This is a genomic window from Micromonospora sp. NBRC 110037 (assembly GCF_001652995.1).
GTDB lineage: Bacteria > Actinomycetota > Actinomycetes > Mycobacteriales > Micromonosporaceae > Micromonospora > Micromonospora chalcea.
Window position 1 is genome coordinate 1,110,431 of the sequence record NZ_BBVA01000002.1, and the last position, 16,511, is coordinate 1,126,941.

At 75.1% G+C, this 16,511-nt stretch carries 14 protein-coding genes; 1 reads left to right on the top strand and 13 read right to left on the bottom strand.

Annotated elements, in window-relative coordinates; all coding sequences use genetic code 11:
• Positions 1-398 precede the first annotated feature (398 nt).
• On the top strand, positions 399-1,472 hold the full coding sequence (locus A4R25_RS03980) for a hypothetical protein (RefSeq protein WP_064445638.1): 1,074 nt from the start codon (positions 399-401) through the stop codon (positions 1,470-1,472).
• Positions 1,473-1,536: 64 nt separating this feature from the next.
• Here A4R25_RS03980 and A4R25_RS03985 read toward each other — a convergent pair whose 3' ends face one another.
• From A4R25_RS03985 to A4R25_RS04045, 13 genes are all read right to left on the bottom strand, one after another.
• The gene (locus A4R25_RS03985; RefSeq protein WP_064445639.1) at positions 1,537-3,390 is read right to left on the bottom strand and encodes an AfsR/SARP family transcriptional regulator; all 1,854 of its coding nucleotides are present in this window, start codon (positions 3,388-3,390) and stop codon (positions 1,537-1,539) included.
• Between the two features lie 101 nt (positions 3,391-3,491).
• The gene (locus A4R25_RS03990) at positions 3,492-4,448 is read right to left on the bottom strand and encodes a Gfo/Idh/MocA family protein (protein WP_043323360.1); all 957 of its coding nucleotides are present in this window, start codon (positions 4,446-4,448) and stop codon (positions 3,492-3,494) included.
• The gene (locus tag A4R25_RS03995) at positions 4,432-5,277 is read right to left on the bottom strand and encodes an inositol monophosphatase family protein (RefSeq protein ID WP_064445640.1); all 846 of its coding nucleotides are present in this window, start codon (positions 5,275-5,277) and stop codon (positions 4,432-4,434) included. Before A4R25_RS03995 ends, A4R25_RS03990 begins: the two co-directional genes overlap by 17 nt.
• Entirely contained in the window at positions 5,274-5,807 is a 534-nt protein-coding gene (locus A4R25_RS04000) for a flavin reductase family protein (RefSeq protein ID WP_043323361.1), read from the bottom strand. The genes A4R25_RS03995 and A4R25_RS04000 overlap by 4 nt, the downstream gene beginning before the upstream one ends.
• Positions 5,804-7,297, bottom strand: coding sequence for an amino acid adenylation domain-containing protein (locus tag A4R25_RS04005; RefSeq protein ID WP_064445641.1), 1,494 nt, complete (start codon positions 7,295-7,297; stop codon positions 5,804-5,806). The genes A4R25_RS04000 and A4R25_RS04005 overlap by 4 nt, the downstream gene beginning before the upstream one ends.
• Positions 7,298-7,358: 61 nt before the next feature.
• Positions 7,359-8,471, bottom strand: coding sequence for an acyl-CoA dehydrogenase family protein (locus tag A4R25_RS04010; RefSeq protein WP_064445642.1), 1,113 nt, complete (start codon positions 8,469-8,471; stop codon positions 7,359-7,361).
• Complete coding sequence (locus tag A4R25_RS04015; protein WP_064445643.1) at positions 8,464-9,624, bottom strand: acyl-CoA dehydrogenase family protein; 1,161 nt, start codon at positions 9,622-9,624, stop codon at positions 8,464-8,466. The genes A4R25_RS04010 and A4R25_RS04015 overlap by 8 nt, the downstream gene beginning before the upstream one ends.
• Positions 9,621-9,875, bottom strand: coding sequence for a phosphopantetheine-binding protein (locus A4R25_RS04020; RefSeq protein WP_064445644.1), 255 nt, complete (start codon positions 9,873-9,875; stop codon positions 9,621-9,623). Before A4R25_RS04020 ends, A4R25_RS04015 begins: the two co-directional genes overlap by 4 nt.
• Positions 9,876-9,879: 4 nt before the next feature.
• Positions 9,880-11,127 (bottom strand): alanine racemase, encoded by a 1,248-nt coding sequence (locus A4R25_RS04025; RefSeq protein ID WP_064445645.1) that lies wholly within the window; start codon positions 11,125-11,127, stop codon positions 9,880-9,882.
• Entirely contained in the window at positions 11,120-12,619 is a 1,500-nt protein-coding gene (locus A4R25_RS04030; protein WP_064445646.1) for a class I adenylate-forming enzyme family protein, read from the bottom strand. The genes A4R25_RS04025 and A4R25_RS04030 overlap by 8 nt, the downstream gene beginning before the upstream one ends.
• The gene (locus A4R25_RS04035) at positions 12,616-13,860 is read right to left on the bottom strand and encodes an acyl carrier protein (RefSeq protein ID WP_064445647.1); all 1,245 of its coding nucleotides are present in this window, start codon (positions 13,858-13,860) and stop codon (positions 12,616-12,618) included. The genes A4R25_RS04030 and A4R25_RS04035 overlap by 4 nt, the downstream gene beginning before the upstream one ends.
• 76 nt (positions 13,861-13,936) lie before the next feature.
• Positions 13,937-15,151, bottom strand: coding sequence for an inositol-3-phosphate synthase (locus A4R25_RS04040; protein WP_051610915.1), 1,215 nt, complete (start codon positions 15,149-15,151; stop codon positions 13,937-13,939).
• Positions 15,152-15,190: 39 nt separating this feature from the next.
• Positions 15,191-16,465 (bottom strand): DegT/DnrJ/EryC1/StrS aminotransferase family protein, encoded by a 1,275-nt coding sequence (locus tag A4R25_RS04045; RefSeq protein ID WP_231915423.1) that lies wholly within the window; start codon positions 16,463-16,465, stop codon positions 15,191-15,193.
• Positions 16,466-16,511: the final 46 nt, after the last annotated feature.

The window sequence follows — 16,511 nt, forward strand, 5'->3', positions numbered from 1 at the left end:
AGGGGTCCTGGTGGTGGTGCTGGGATTCTGTCCACGCCTGTGGCGCACGTCAATATAGACAGTGCTCACTAAAGCGTGTCCCGGGATGTGGTCCGGCACTGCCTGGGGGAGGGTTGTCGACGCGGCCTCAGGTGTTGTGTGCGTCACACTTTTCGGCGTCCCCGGAGTCGGGTGCCGGGAGCCCGTCGACGGGTCGATTCGTTGCGGCGCAACGCTCCCCGGCACTGTCGCTCCTGGTGGCTGGACCGGGGCCGGATTCGCGGAGGCACGCACCGGAGCCACCCCGGCACGGCTGGTGAGCGACCGATCGAACGTCGGCGATCCCGGATTTGCGGCCGTCATTACGCTGCGAAGTGGTTGATCGCCGGAACCACGGACGACAGGTGGAAGAACCTCAGATGAGTGACAATCACCCTCCCTACGGAGGCTATCCGGACCCGAACGCCGGAGCGTGGGGCAACCAGCCCGACCCGAACGCCCCGTACGGCGCGCAGCCGGCCTCCGGCGCGCCCTACGGCTCGCCGCCGGCGTCAGGTGCCCCCTACGGTTCGCCGCCGGCGTCGGGCGCGCCCTACGGCGCCCAGCCGGCCTCCGGCGCACCGTACGGCGCCCAGCCCGCTTCCGGCGCGCCCTACGGATCGCAGCCGGCCTCCGGCGCGCCGTACGGGGCGCCGCAGCCCGCGGTGTCGTACCCGGGGCAGGCCGGCTTCCCGCCGCCGGCCGCGCCCTACGCGCCCGGCACGCCCCAGGGCGGCGGCGGCAAGAGCAAGGGGCTGATCGTCGGCCTCGCCGCCGGTGCGGTGACGCTGACGCTGCTCTGCTGCGGCGGCGGGCTCGCCTACGTCGCCTTCAACGGCGACGAGGAGGACCCGAAGCCGGTCGCCTCCGGCAGCGCCACCCCCGGGCCGGACGGCAGTCCGTCCGCGACCCCCAGCGCTGACGGGCCGGAGTCGCCCGGGCCGGACGGACCCACCAACAACGACGCGATCACCGCGCGGTACGCCAGCGAGATGTCGGCGGTCTGCGACGGGGGACCGATCCTCAACGCCGCCCCGTACACCGCGCCGGCGGGCTCGAAGGCGTACGTCTTCTCCAACTCCCCGGACCGGCCGACGTTCTGGTCGCAGAAGACGATCAGCTCGGCCAAGCCGTACTACGCCAAGTCGGCGGACTTCGCCACCGTGTCCGTCATCGGCTGCCTCAAGATGGTCGAGGGCAGCGAGGGCACGCCGAAGAAGTGCCAGTACAAGAACAGCGAGGACAAGGTCGTCACCGTCGACTACATCTCCTCGCGGTACACGCTGACGTTCCACGCCGCCAAGACCGCCGAGAAGGTCGGTGACGGCGGCACGGTGAACGCTCCGGCCGCCCGCTGCCCGAGCTTCATCTCCTACAACAAGGTGACGATGAAGTCGTACGCGACGCCGGACAGCGGCACCATCGAGGCCGCGCTGGACCGCTTCCTCAAGTGAGGAGACCCGGATCGGGGTGTGCGCGTCGGCTGACCCGCACACCCCGATCCGGCTGCCGGCGGGGTCAGGTGGCCGGCAACGGGCGGCCGTGCGCGTCCACACACTCGCGGGCGAAGAGCCGCAGCAACTCCGGCAGGTGGAAGTGCTGGCCCGGATCGTCCGAGTCGACGGGCAGCAGCAGATTGTGCTGGACCAGGTGCTCCACCATCCGGTTGGCCTGCTGCCGGGGCAGGCGCAGGATCTCCACCGCGCTGGCCGGGGTGATGAACGAGCCGGCGCGGGCCAGCGCGCGCAGCGCCCGGCGGGCGTCGACGTCCAGCGCCTGGTAGCTGACCGAGAGGCTGCCGCGCACCGAGATGTCCCCGACGGCCAGCTCGGACAGCCGGTTCTCCTCGTCCTCCAGGTGCGCGGCGAAGCCGGGCAGGGCGACGTCGGGCTGGGTGACGAGCCGGCTGCCGACGATCCGCAGCGCCAGTGGCAACAGGTCGCAGGCCGCGGCGATCCGGCCGAACACCTCCGGTTGCTCACGTACCCGGCGCTCACCGGCGATCGTGGCCAGCAGTTCCACCGCGTCGGCGCGGTCGAGCGCGCCGAGCGTCAACCGCCAGCCGACGTCCAGGTCCAGCAGGCGCTGCCGGCTGTTGATCAGCACCAGGCTACGGCCCGCGCCGGGCAGCAGCGGGCGCACCTGCTGCGCGCAGTGGACGTCGTCGATGATGAGCAGCAGCCGTCGGCCGGCGAGCGCGCACCGCAGCGCGGCGGAACGCTCCCGGATGTCCTCGGACACGTCGGACAGCGGTACACCCAGCTCGACGAGCAGCTCCCTGATCAGTTCGCCGCTGCCGCGGGGTCTCTCGTCGCTGCTGTCGAAGCTGACGAAGAGCTGACCGTCGGGAAAGAGGTCGGCCAGGTCGTACCCGCTGGACACCGAGAACGACGACTTGCCGACGCCCGGCGCGCCGGACACGAGCACGACCCCGGCGTGCTCGTCGGCGCCGACCGGGTCGGCGATCCCCTCGGCGATGGTGCGGAGCTGGCTGGCCGTGGTGTCCCGGCCGACCAGGGACGGCGGCTTCATCGGCAGGGCCTGCGGGCTCGGCGGCGGGCCGGGCGGCGCCGCGGGCCCGGCGCCGAGGACCGCCGGCCAGCCGGACGGTGGTCGGACCTCGGCGGAGTCCCCGTCCAGCGCGGCCTGGAGGGCGCCCTGGAGGGTGGGACCGGGGTCGACGCCGAGCTCGTCGACGATGCCGCGCCGGGCCTGCTGGTACACGGCCAGCGCCTCGGCCACACGCCCCTCCAGCGTCAGCGCGGTCACCAGCTGCGCCTGCCGGCGTTCGTCGAGCGGCTCCTCGGCCACCATCCGGCGCAGCGACGGGATGACCCGGGCCGGTTGCCGCAGTCGCAGGCGCAGGTCGAACAGCTCGGTCGTGATCTCCCGGTGCTGCTCCCGCAGCGCCGTGACGGTCGCGCCCAGGTCGGTGCCCGGATCCGCCAGGTCCTCCAGCGGGGGCCCGCCCCACAGCTCGACCGCCTGGTCGAACAGCTCGGCGGCGACCTCCGGCCGGTCCCCCCGCGCGGCCCGGCGGGCGTCGTCGGTGAGACGCCGGAACCGCAGCAGGTCCAGCTCGTCCTCGTCGACCCGCAGGTGGTAGCCGGCGCCGTCGTGGACCAGCCGGTCGGCCGAGTCGCCGCCGCGGTCCAGCGCCTGCCGCAGCCGGTGTACGTACGTCCGCAGGTTGCGTACCGCCGACGCGGGCGGCGCGTCCGGCCACAGGCCGTCGACCAGCCGGGAGGTGGCGACCGTGCGCCCCGGGCTCAGCAGCAGCACGGCGAGCAGAAGGCGGGGCTTGGTGCCGGTGAGCGTGATCGGGTGATCGTCCACGTGAAGGGCCAGCGGGCCGAGGACACTGAACCGCATCGATGAATTCCCCCGCTCCGCAGGACCGTCCACAGTGTGGTGCACGGCTGGAATTCCCACCTTCGGCTGGGGAATACCTCGATCCCAGATGGTGCAAGTTGTCACCGATCGGTGTGTATCTCGTGACCCCGGGTGAGTTGCGCCGTCGCCCGGTGCGCCGCGTCGAGCACCGCCACCGCGTCCGCCACCCCGGCGCCCGCCGACCGGCCCGCGCGGACCAGCTCGGCGAAGTCCTCCGCCTGGCAGGCCAGGGCCGCGTACATGGTGGCGTCCCCGTCGGCCGGGTCGAGGAAGGTCAACCGCTCGTGGTCCCGGGTGCCGAACACCTCCACCGTCGCCATGTCGCCGCCTCGGTGGTGCCGGCCGAGCGAGACCAGCGCGGTACCGCCGCCGGACAGGCCGAGCAACGCCTGCGCGCTGTCCACGTCCCGGCCGCGTACCGCCGGGTCGGTGACCGGACCGGCGGGCTGCGCGGCGACCCGGTCGATCTCCTGCCCGGTCAGCCACCGGATCTGGTCGAACTCGTGCACGCCCATGTCCACGAAGATCCCGCCGCTGCCGGTGCGGAACGCCGCCGCCGGCGGCTCGCCGTCCCACTGCGACGCGGCCACGAACAGGACCTCGCCGAGCGCGCCGCCGGCGATCCGCTCGCGCAGCCGGCGCAGCTGCGGGACGAACCGCCGCCAGTAGGCGACCTGGAACGGGATCCCGGCGGCGGCGGCCACCCGCCCCGCCTGCGCGGCCCCGGCCGGGTCGAGCCCGGCCGGCTTCTCGCACAGCACCGGCAGCCCGGCCTCGGCGGCGGCCGCGACCAGCTCGCCGTGCCGGCCGGTGGGCGCGGTCACCAGGAGACCGTCCGGCGTGGCGTCCGCGAGCAGGTCCGCCACGCTCGGGTACGCGGGCAGCCCGGCCGCGGCGACCTCCGCCCGTGCCGCCGGAACCGGGTCGACCACGTGCCGGATCCGGACCGTCCGGTGGTCGGCCAGGGCCCGCAGGTGGTGGCGGCCCATCCGGCCCGCCCCCACAAGTGCCAGCCGGAACTCATCGCTGCCGGTCATCGTCGGTTCCCTTCTTCTCGTCGGCGTCGTCCGTACGGTCGGGGCTCAGCCAGCCGGCCAGCGCGGCCACGACGGCCGGCGCGCCGGTGGCCAGGACCGCCATCCCGTCGTGGCGCCACCGTCGGGTCACCCCACCGGCGGCCTCGACCAGCGCGGTGCCGGCCGCGACGTCCCACGGCGCGGGGTCGAAGCTGACGAACGCGTCCAGTTCCCCCCGGGCCACCGCCGCCAGGTCGCAGACCGTGGAGCCGGAGTTGCGCAGGTCGGCGACGAGGGGCGCGACGCCGACGAGCGACTGGTACGCCCGCCGCCGCGGGCCGGGCGCGTTCGGCACCGCGAACGCCACCAGGGCGTGCCCCGGCGCGGCCTCCCGGTCGACGGTGACCGGGACGTCGCCGTCGAGCGCGCCGTCGCCGTCGAGCACCAGGCAGGCGCCGGTTGCCGGTTGCAGGATGGTGGCGGCGACCACCTGGCCGTCGCCGTCGTCACAGCCGGTCGCCACCGCGATGCTCACCGCGTAGCGGCTCGCCCCGTGGCTGAAGTTCAGCGTGCCGTCGAGCGGGTCGACGATCCAGCGCAGGCCGGAGCAGCCGGCGCTGAGCCCGGACTCCTCGGCCAGGACGGCGTCCTGCGGCCGGTCGCGGGCGAGCAGGTCGAGGATGGCCCGTTCGCTGGCGTGGTCGGCGGTGGTCACCGGGTCCTGCGCCGCCCCGCCCTTGTGCATGGTCCGGAAACCCTGGCTCCGTGCCTCGCGGATCGCGTCCGCCCCGGCCCGCGCGGCGCGCAGGCTCAGGTGGCGCAGGTCGCCGGGAGCGGCGCCGATGCTCATCGCGCCACCTGCGCTTCCGCCGGTGCGGCGACCCGCGCGTAGTGGCCGTCCACGAACAGCAGCGGTGGGGTCGGCCGGAGCAGGCCGGCGGAGCGGACCGCGCCGATCAGCACGGCGTGGTCACCGGCCGGGTCGGCGGAGACGGCCTCGCAGCCGAAGTACGCCACCCCGTCGGTCAGGCGCGGGCAGCCGGTCGCCCGCTCCGCGTCGTAGGTGACACCGGTGAAGCCGTCGGCGCCGCTGGGCCGTCCCCGGCTGGCGAACCAGGCCGCCTCCGCGCGCTGGTCGTCGGCGAGCACCGTCACCGCGAAGCGCCCGGTACGCCGGACCGCGCCGAGCAGCCGGCAGTCCCGCCGCAGGCAGACCAGCAGCATCCGGGGCGACAGCGACACGGTGGTGAAGGAGTTCACAGTCATGCCCACCGGGCCGTCGGGTCCGACGGCCGTCGCCACCGCCACTCCGGTGGCGAACCGCCCGGCCACCGAACGGAACGCCCCTTCCTGCTCGTGTCCGTCTCCTGTCCCGGTCATCGTCGTTCTCCTCTCGTCGCGCTGCCGACCAGGTCGGCGGTCCGGCGTCGGTCGGTCTTGCCGTTGGCGTTCGTGGGAAGCGCGGCCACGTGGTGGATCCGGGCCGGCACCATGTAGCCGGGCAGCCGGTCCGCGCACCGGCGGGTCAACTCGGCGGTGATCCCGGCGGCGCCGGTGTAGACGGCGCGCAGGGCGACGTCGGCGCCCGCGCCGAACGCCAGCACCACCGCGTCCTGCACCCCCGGGTGGCCGCGCAGAACCATTTCGATCTCGCCGAGTTCGATCCGGTAGCCGCGCAGCTTCACCTGGTCGTCCAGGCGGCCGTGGTGCACGAGCGTGCCGTGCTCGCGGCGGACCCGGTCCCCGGTGCGGTAGTACCGGCGACCGGCGTACGTGACGAACCGGTCCTCGTCGTCGGCCGGGTCGAGGTAGCCGTCGAACCGCTGCGGCCCGTGCACGCACAGCTCGCCGTCGTCACCGCCGACGGTGCCGTCCTCGCCGCGCAGGATCGCGTCGAGCCCGGGGTGCGCGTCACCGATCGGCACGGTGCCGTTCGAGGTGGCCGGCCAGTCCGCCGGATCCGCCGGCAGCCGGTGACCGGTGCAGGTCACGGTCAGCTCGGTGGGACCGTAGAGGTTCTCCACCACGCTGCCCGGCGCCGCCGCCGCCCACGCCCGCGCCTGCTCCAGCGTCAGCGCCTCGCCGGCGAAGAGGCTGTGCCGCAGGCCCGGCATGGCGCCGGGGGAGAGCATCCGCATCCGGCGGGCCAGCGAGACCACCGAGGGCACCGAGAACCAGTGCGTGATCCGTCGTTCGTTGACGAACCGCACCGGCGTCAGCACCTCGTCGGGCTGCGGCACCACGAGCGTGGCGCCGCCGCCCCAGGCGACGAACATGTCGAAGACGGACGGGTCGAAGGTCAGGTCGAAGGTCTGCGACAGCCGGTCGCCCGGGCCGACCGGGTAGCGGTCCCGGCAGCATGTGAGGAACGCGTCGACGTTGCGGTGCCGGATCGGCACGCCCTTGGGCCGCCCGGTCGAGCCGGAGGTGAACAGCAGGTACGCCACGTCGTCCGGCGCCACCGGGGCGGCCGGCGGCGGGACGCCCGGCGCGCCGTCGAGGCGTACCGTCACGGCGTCGCCCGCGACCTGCGCCGCCGTCGCGGCGCCGGCGTCGTCGACCACCAGCGCGTCCACCCCCGCGTCCCGGCACAGCCGGGCGGTGCGGGCCGGTGGGAAGGCCGGGTTGAGCGGCACCACCACCGCTCCGGCGCGCAGCGCGGCCAGATAACCGGCGTACGCGGGCAGGCTGCGGGCGGCCAGCAGGCCGACCGCGCGCGGGCGTCGGCCCACCTCGGTGTGGATCCGGCCGGCGAGGCCGTCGGCGAGGTCGCGCAGCCGGCGGTAGGTCACCGGCTCCCCGCCGACCTCCAGCGCGACCGCCTCCGGCACCCGTGCCGCGGTTCGCTCGAACCACTGGTAGAGACTCACGGCGTTGCTCCCTTCGCTGTGCTGTCGTCGATCGGCGTTCCGCCGCCACCGCGGGACGCCCTCAGGTCACCGCGCCGGCCAGCTCGTCGGCGTGGTCGGCGATGCCGGCGAGCATCGCTCCGGTTGCTCCACCGGCGATGCCGAACATGGCCGCCTCGGTGCGCAGCTGCGCCTCCCCGCCGTCGCGGAACGCGTCCGCGCCGCGCAGGCGCACCGCCTCGGCGGCGACCCGGTCCACGGTCTCGGCGGCGCTGACCTTGAGCAGCATCCCGGTGACCGCGGACGGGACGGCCGCCGGCGCGTCCAGCAGCGGCGCGCACAGCGCGTCGAGCTGGTGCGTGGCGACCAGGCACCGGGCGTAGCGCTCGCGGACGGCCGGGCGGTCCCACAGCGTGCCCGCCCCGGCCGGCCGGCGCCGCAGCCAGTCGCGCAGGCCCGCCAGCATCCGGTGGCACATCGCCCGGGCCCACAGCGCCCCGGCGACCCGTTCGACGCCGACCTGCCGGGCGAACCCGGCCAGCGCCCGGCCGGGGCGGCCCAGTACGGCGTCCGGGGCCAGCGCCACGCCGGCGAAGCGCAGGTGGCCCACGCCGGACCCGGCGAACGCCCGGCCGGCGGATCCGACTGTCACGCCGGGCGCGTCGGCCGGCGCCAGCACCCAGCAGAAGCTGGTGAAGTGCCGCGCCTCGCGGTGCCGGGCCAGCACCAGCGCCGCGTCGCAGCTCGTCGCGTTGGTGATCCAGTCCTTGCCACCGTCCAGGACGGCGCCGTCGTCGCCCAGCTTCACCCGGGTCGTGGCGTCGAGCAGGTCCGATCCCGACCCGGCGGCGTCGGTGACGGCCAGCGCCACCACGGTCTCGCCGCGCAGCATCCCGCGCCGCGCGCGCTCGGCCGGCCCGGTCGCGCCGGCCAGCAGCGGCAGCACCGTGGCGACCTGGACGCAGACCGACAGCGTCACGCCGAGCGGGCACCGGGCGTCCAGCTCGGTGAGCAGGGCCGACAGCCGCCGGGGGTCGGGCTGGACGCCGTCGGCGTAGAGCGCCTCGATGGTCCCGGCGGCGCCCAGCGCGCGCCACACCGCACCCGGGTCGGTGGGGTCCACGCCGGACAGCACGGCGCCCGCCGGGGCGGCGTGGTCCCCGGCCGACGTCGGTGTCGGTGTCGGCTCAGGCAAGACGCACCCCCGGGTCGCGCAGTGACAGCGCCCCGTTCGCCAGGCGCAGCCGGTCGTTCGCGTAGTTCAGCGAGGCGGAGCGCAGATCCCGGAACGTGCGCTCCAGCGCCAGCGGCGAGTCGGTCAGGTAGCCGTGGCGCAGGCCCGCCAGCTCGACCAGTTCGTGCGCGGCGGCGAAGGACTCCTCGGCCGCGCGGATCTTCAGCGTGTTGAGCAGCAGTTGCACCGGCGCCGCCGACATGTCCGGCGCGTCGGTGACCACCGTGACGGTGTGCCGCAGCAGCGCGTGCGCCGCGTCCAGCCGGGCCCGGATCCCGGCCAGCCGCAGCAGCACCAGCTCGGAGGAGGGGGCGAACTGCCGCCGTCCCGCCTCGCTGCGGGCGTGCCGCAGCACCCGGGCGTACGCGCCGGCCGCCGCCCCGATCCAGGCCGCCGCCCAGCCGACGTGCGCCAGCGGCGCGAAGACAGTGGTGGCGATCTCCCGGAACCCGCCGTGTTCGCCGATCACCTGCCACTGCGGCACCGCGCCGCGCAGCCGCATCGGGACGCTGTGCGTGGCCCGCATGCCCAGCGGGCGCCACCCGCCGGTGACCTCGACCTCCACCTGGTCCCGGTCGGCGTAGACCAGGTCCACCTGGGCCGCCGAGCCGGCGCCCGGGGCGCGGGTGGTGATCAGGAAGGCGTCCGCGTACGGGCCGCCGGTGACGATCGGGGCCTGCCGGTCGACGCGCAGCATCTCGCCGTCGTGCTCCAGCGCCGACTCGGCGGTCAGCAGGTGACCGCCCTTGCCGGCCTCGGTGGTGACCGAGCCGAGATACCGCTCGCCCCGGGCCACCGACGGCAGCACCTCGGCGCGCAGCTTCTCCCCGCCGTACGCGGTGATCGCGGCGACCTGCTGGCAGTGCATGGCGAAGACCATCGCCACCGACATGTCCACCCGGCCCAGTGCCAGCGTGACGTCGACCAGGTCCGGCAGCGTCCCGCCGGCGCCGCCCTCGGCTTCGGGGACCAGCAGCCCCAGCAGCCCGCTACGGCGCATGGCGGCCAGCGCCTCGGTGGGGAAGGCCGCGGTCTCGTCGGCCTGGCGGGCGTGCTCCGCCGCGATCTCGGCGACGGTCTCGACGGCCGGGGCGTACCCGGCGACGGCCGTCATCGGGAACCACCGCCGACCGGTGTGCGCAGCTCCTCGACCACGCCCCACAGCCCGCCGGCGGTGGCGAACGTGGAGTCGACCAGCTTGTCGTCGGGCACGGCGACCCCGAACGTCTCCTCGATGGCGAACAGCAGCTCGATCTCGCGCATGGAGTCCAGGCCGAGGTCGCGCAGCCGGGCGTCCTCGGTGATCTCCTCCTTGCCGGCGAACTTGAGGAACGGCCGGAGCAGCTCGGTGAATTCGGTGTTCATGACGTCACCTTTCTTCTCGTGGTTCGTCAGTGGCTCCCGGCGGGTCGACCGGGTGCCGTGTCAGGGTCAGCCGGGACGTCTCGACGACGCGGTCGCCGTCGCAGACGACCTCGACCGGCGCCGGGTGGCCGAGGAAGGCCAGCAGGCTCGCCGAGAGCCCGTACGCCCCGACGTTCGGCACGGCGAGCACGTCGCCGGGCCGTACGTCGGGCAGGCTCGCGGCGCGGGCCCACGTGTCCAGCGGCGTGCACAGCGGCCCGGCGACGATCGCGGCCTCCAGTGGCGCGCCGTCGCGGTCGTCAGCGGCGTGCAGGGCGGGCACGAGCGGCGGCAGCCGGCGCAGGCCGGACATCCCGCCGAGGTGGTTGATGCCGGACTCCAGCACCACCACCGGCGTGCCCTGCGACCGCTTGACGTCCAGCACCCGGGTCAGCAGCGTGCCGGCGGTGGCGGTGAGGAACCGTCCCGACTCGAAGGCCACCGTGGGCGCGCCGTCGCGCCAGCCGGGGAAGAGCCCGTCCAGGGCCGGGCCGACCCGGTCGGCGAGGCCGGTCAGGTCCGCGTTGTGGCCGGGCCGGGCGAACGGCGCGCCGAAGCCGCCGCCGAGGTCGAGCAGGGTCAGGTCGATGCCGAGCAGGTCCCGCAACCGCCGGGCGGTACGCGCCGCGGCGGTGAACTGGGACACCAGCGCGTCCACCGAGTCGACGTTGCTGCCGGTATAGAGGTGGAACCCGCGTACCGGGGCCGACGGGCGGGAGCGGAACCGGTGCGGTTCCCGCTCGATCCAGTCGGCGTCGGCGCCGAACTGGGACGCGACGCCGGTCATGGTGAGCCCCTGACCCGGGTTGGGCACCCGGTCGTTGACCCGCAGCAGGCAGCGCAGTTCGACGCCGTGCGCGGCGGCGATCCGGTCGGCCTGGTCCAGGCCCTCGGGCGAGTCGACGGAGAACCAGCGGACACCGGCACGCACCGCCTCGGCCACCTCGGCGTCGCGCTTGCCCGGTCCGGTGTAGAGCATGCGGTCACCCGGCACGCCGGCCCGCAGCGCCGCGGCCAGCTCGCCCGGCGAGCAGATCTCCGCGTCGCAGCCGGCGGTGTGCAGCGCCGCCACCAGTGCCGGGTGCGGGTTGGCCTTGAGCGAGTAGAACAGCCGGCTCGGCGCGGGCAGCGCGGCGACCAGGGCGGCGTGGCTGGCGCGTACCCGGGCCAGGTCGTAGCGGTAGGCCGGGGTGTCGAAGGGCAGGTCAGCCATCGTGCTCACCCGCCAGCCGGGCCAGCGCCCGCCGGTCCACCTTGCCGTTGCCGGTGAGCGGCAGGTCGGGCAGCACGACGCAGCGCGCCGGCACCTTCATCTCCTCCAGCTGCTCCCGCAGCCGGCGCAGCACGTCGGCGGGGGTGAGCGCGGCCACCACGAACAGCGTCGCGCCGTCGTGGCCGTCGGCCGGCGGCAGCACCCCGGCCGCGGCCACGCCGTCGACCCGGTACGCCGCGGCCTCCACCTCGGTGGCGCTGACCCGGGTGCCCTTCTCCTTGTAGACGTCGTCGCGCCGGCCGGCGAAGTGGACGTACCCGTCGTCGTCCACATGGCCGTGGTCGCCGGTGTGCAGCTGCGGGAAGAGCCCGTGTACACGGCGGAACCGCTGGGCGGTCAGCTCGGGCCGCCGCCAGTAGCCGGCCATCACGTGCGGGCCGCGTACCACCAGCTCGCCGGGAACGCCCGGTGGTTGACGCCGCCCCTCGGCGTCCACTGTGAAGATCTCGGTGCCGGGTAGCGCCCGCCCGCAGGCGCCGGGCCGGCGCAGGTCGGCGTCCGGCGGCATGATCGCCGCGCGTTTGCACTCGGTGAGGCCGAACATGAGCTGGACGCTCAGGCCGGGCAGCAGCCGGCGCAGGCCGGCCAGCACCTCCGGGGGCATGGCGGCGCCGGTGTTGGTGAGCAGGCGCAGCGGCGGGCGCGGCGCGCCCGCCCGGCCGAGCAGCCGCAGCAGGTTGATCGCCAGCGACGGCACGCAGGGCAGCACCGTGGCGCCGGACTCGACCAGGCTCACCAGCAGGCGGCCACCGGTCTCCGCGCTGTCGCCCAGGCGCAGCCGGGCGCCGGCGACGGTGCTGAGGAAGATCTGGTAGAGGCCGTAGTCGAACGACGGCGGCAGCAGGACGTGCACCACGTCGTCGGGCCGGTAGCGCAGCTCCGACTGGATCGCCCGGACCGCGAACGTGACCTGGGCGTGCGTGGAGACCACGGCCTTCGGCATGCCGGTGCTGCCGGAGGTGTAGATCAGGCAGACCGGGTCGACGGCCAGCGGGCCCGGCCCGGCCGGCGCGTCGCCGCCGGCCGCGCCGGATGCCGCGCGCCGCAGCGCGGCGGCCCCTCGCGCCGGGACGCCACGGGCGTGGGACAGGCCGGTCAGGACCGGGTCGTCGGTGAGGACCAGGACCGGTTCGGCGTCGTCCAGCACGTGGGCGAGGGCGACCTCGGGGGCCGGCGTCCGGAGAACGACGAAGACCGCGCCGGTACGGGCGACCGCGTACAGCAGCGCCGGCAGCGTCGCGTCGGCGGGCAGCGCCACCAGCACCCGGTCGCCGCGCCGGACGCCCTGCCCGCGCAGCCAGCCGGCCAGGCGCAGACTGTCGGCCCGCACCTGACGGTACGTGCGCTCGACGGTCCCGTCCCCGGCGGCGGGCGCGTCGGGGCGCGCGCCGGCGGTGCGGTCCAGCAGGTCGTGCAGCAGTTCGGCACTCATCGGGCACCTCCGGTGGCGGCGCCGAACATGGCGCACAGGGAGCCGACGTCGCGCAGGTCGGCCGCGGAGAGCGCGGTGGCCGGAACCTCGACGCCGAGCCGCCGCTCGACCCGGTCGATGACGTCCACCAGCCGGAACGAGTCGAAGCCGGGAAGCTCCCGGAGCACGTCGGTGGTGCGCAGCGTCGAGCCGTCCAGGTCCAGGGTTTCGCCGAGCGCGCCGAGCACCGCGGCGCGTACGCCCTCCCCACCTGCCGGGTCCGGCGCGGGCGGCACGGCGTCGTGGCCGGGCGTGGCGGCCGGTTCGGCGATCGACTCCAGCGCGTCGAGGTGGTCGGAGATCAGCTCGCCGAGCGCGTCCGCCAGTTCCGGCGCGGCCGGCCGGCCCGCCTGGGCCCGCCGCAGCGCCACATAGCTGCGCGTGGCGAGCTGCTGCCAGCGCGCGGCCTGCCCGGCCAGCGCGGCGGCGGCCTCCGGCGCGACCGCCGCGAGCCAGCGCTCGTGCAGGTCGCGTGCGCGGGCCAACAGCCAGACGTCGAGCACGAAGCGGTGCAGCCCGGCCACCGTGTCCAGGGCGGCGCCGGTGCGGTCCAGGTAGCGGGCGATCTCCGGGCGGGCCCGGCGAGCCCGGGCGGCGTTGCCGGCGAGCATGGCGGGCACGTCGATCGCCGGCGCCGGGTGCGCCGTCACCGCCAGCGTGTGCGCGCCGCCGGCCAGCGCCGCGTCGAACGCGGCGGTGGGCAGCCGCCACACGCCGGGCCGCGCGGGGCCCCAGGCGGTGTCGTTGTGGTAAGCGTCGACCACTGTGACCTGATCCGGCCCGGCCTCGGTGGCGAGGAAGCTGTGCCGCATGTGCTCGTGCCCGTGGTAGGGACACCACGGCAGGTCGTACGCGTCGGCGGTGACGTAGAGCGGCTGGCCGGGCGCGCACAGCCGGCGGACCTGCGGGCCGTCGAGCTGCATCCACCGGCCCTCGACGCGCAGGCCCAGCAGGTCGACCGCTTCGGCGGCCCGGTCGTCCGAGGTCGCCTCGACGGAGATCAGAGCGTCCTGATCCCGGGTGCGGAACCCGTACCGGGCGCCGAGGGCGAGATGGCTGCCGGACCCGTTCGCGTAGTCGGCGAGCAGAGCGAAGCTCGTCTGGAGACAGTCCAGCGCGGTCGCGTGCAGACCGGTCAGGATCGGCGTCCACACCGGATCCGTGCTCGGCCGGTCCGGCGCGTTCGGGACGTGTGGGGACATGGGAGGCTCCTCGATGCGGATACGTGGGGCGGGGCCGCCGGCGCGGGAGTCGCCGCGCCGGCGGCCGGTACGAAGGTCAGCTGTCGCCGCGGCCGTCCAGCCCGTTGGCCCAGCTGGCGAGCGCCTGCGCCTGCTCGGCCAGCGCGTGCTCGTCGGTGCCGATCGGGTCCTTGAAGAAGAACCCCAGCTCCTCGATCGGGCCGACGTGCCCGGCGCGGTGCGCCGCGGCGGTCAGCCGGGCCAGGTCGAGCACCAGCGGGGCGGCCAGCGTGGAGTCCACCCCGCTCCAGGTGAGCTGCATGGACATCCGGACGCCGAGGAAGCCCTCGAACGAGACGTGGTCCCAGGCGGTCTTGTGGTCGCCGAGGTCCGGCACGTTGTCGATGTGCAGCGGGGCGGTGACGTCCTCACCGAGCAGCGCGGGCAGCACGCCCGACTTCGAGCTGAGCTTGCTGCGGGCGTTGCGCGGGTCCTCCAGCGTCGCGCCGTCACCGCCGCCGAGCAGGTTCACCCCGGCCCAGGAGAGCACGTGCAGGGCGCGGCTGGTGAACATCGGCGCCAGGGCGGTACGCAGCAGCGTCTCCCCGGTCTTGCCGTCGGAGCCGGCGAACGGCACCCGCTCCCGCTGCGCCAGCATCTCCAGCGCGGGCAGCCGGGCGCCGGTGGACGGGGTGAAGTCGACGAAGCCGCAGCCGGCCCGGAACGCCGCGTACGCGACCACCGAGCTGGCCGGCAGCGCCTTGTCGTCCGGGTCGGCCAGGGCGCGGGTCAGCGCGTCCAGGTCGTCGTGCTCGGGCCGGTGGTCGGCCGGCGGCTCGGTGGAGGACACGTTGATGACGACGACCCGGGACAGCCCGTGGCGGGCGCGGAACTCCTCGATGTCGCCGGCCAGCCGGTCGACCACCTCGGCCAGCGGTCCGGTCTCGGTACGCGCGTCGTAGCCGGTGCGCAGGTTCTGCTCGACCTCGGGCAGGCTGCCCCGCACGGCGGCCAGCACCGGCGCTGGGATGACACCGGAGTCGACGAGCGACTCGGCCTTCTTCTCCAGCGGCGTGTCGACGATGTCGTGCCCGCCGACCACCAGGTCGGTCCAGCTCACCAGCGGCGCGTCGCGCAGCATGCCGGTGTCGGTGACGCAGCCGGTCGAGTCGGCCATGCCGGCGCGCAGCGCCAGCAGACCGGTGATCGCCGTGGTGGCGACCGAACCGCGGGCGCCGTTGAGCCACACGCCGACGGGTGCGTCCGTTTCGGGGGACGGGGCGTGCGAGGTCTCGCGTTGGGTGACGGTCACGGGAAGACTCCTTCTCTGGGTGCGCCGGGACGGCGCGGTTCAGCGGGTGAGCACCTTGGTGACGGCGGCGGCGATGTCCTCCATGTCCTGTTCGGTGCCGAGGAAGGTGCTGTGGTGTGTCTGGACGGTGTGTGCGGCGAGCCACTCGGTGTTGGGGTACGTGCGCTCCCGGTGGATCGCCGCGAAGCGCTCGGCCAGCGGCGCGAGCAGCGGCTTCGTCCACGGCTGCAGCAGCCGGCTGCGGTGCAGCGGCTCGTCGGTGCAGTAGAACCGCCGGCCCAGCTCGGCGGTGAGCGCGGCGGACACGGCGGCGTTGTCCAGGCCGGCCGGCAGCTCGTCGAAGACGATCGTGCCCTCGTAGATCGAGATGCGGGTCTGCCCCGGCGCCGGTTGCAGCAGCCGTACGCCGTCGACACCGTCCAGCAGGTCGCCGAGCAGCCGGTAGTTGTGGTTGCGCACGTCGTGCTGGCCGTCCAGGACGGCCAGTTGCGCGCAGGCCACGGCGGCGGAGAACTCGCTCAGGCAGAAGTTGGCGCCCTGCACACCGGCGCTCTCCTCCAGGTCCAGTTCGCCGGCCGGCGTCCGGTCGCCCCGGTAGCGGCGCGAATCGGCCCGCAGCTCCTCGAGCACCGGCGCGAGCGTGTCGTCGTCGGTGACCACGGCCCCGCCCTCACCGCAGGTGAGGACCTTGCCGTGCTGGAAGCTGAAGCAGCCGAGCCGGCCGAGCGAGCCGGCCTGGCGGCCCTGCCAGGTGGCGCCGTGGGCCTGCGCGCAGTCCTCCACGACGGAGATGCCGCGCGGCCGGGTGACCGCGTCGAGCGCCGGCACGTCGGCCATGTTGGAGGCCCAGTGCACGGCGACCACGGCCCGCGGGTCCACGGACAGGTCGAGGTCGTCCGGCCCGACGCAGCCGGTGTCCCGGTCGACGTCGACGAGCACCGGGACCAGGCCGGCGCGCAGCGCGGCGGTCGCGGAGGCGGTCCAGGTCAGCGCCGGTACGAGCACCGTCTCGCCGTAGCCGAGGCCGAGTGACTCCAGGGCCACCACCAGGGCACTGGACCCGTGGTCGACCGGCACGCAGTGGCGGGTGCCGACGTAGCGGGCGAAATCGGCGGCGAAACGTCGCTCGAACAGGACGGTGTCGCCGACGGACGGGCTGCTGATCGCCCACCGGCCGCCGGTCAGCACCGCGGACAGGTTGGCGGCGGCATCCGGCGCGGGGGTCGGCCAGCGTGGCCATGGGCGGTCCGGCGGGCGGACCGGCCGGCCGCCGTCCACGGCGAGCCGCCGGTCGATGGGGATGGAGGTCGTCATGCCTTCGACCTTGATGGCCATCGATACATCAGCGGTACATGTGCGA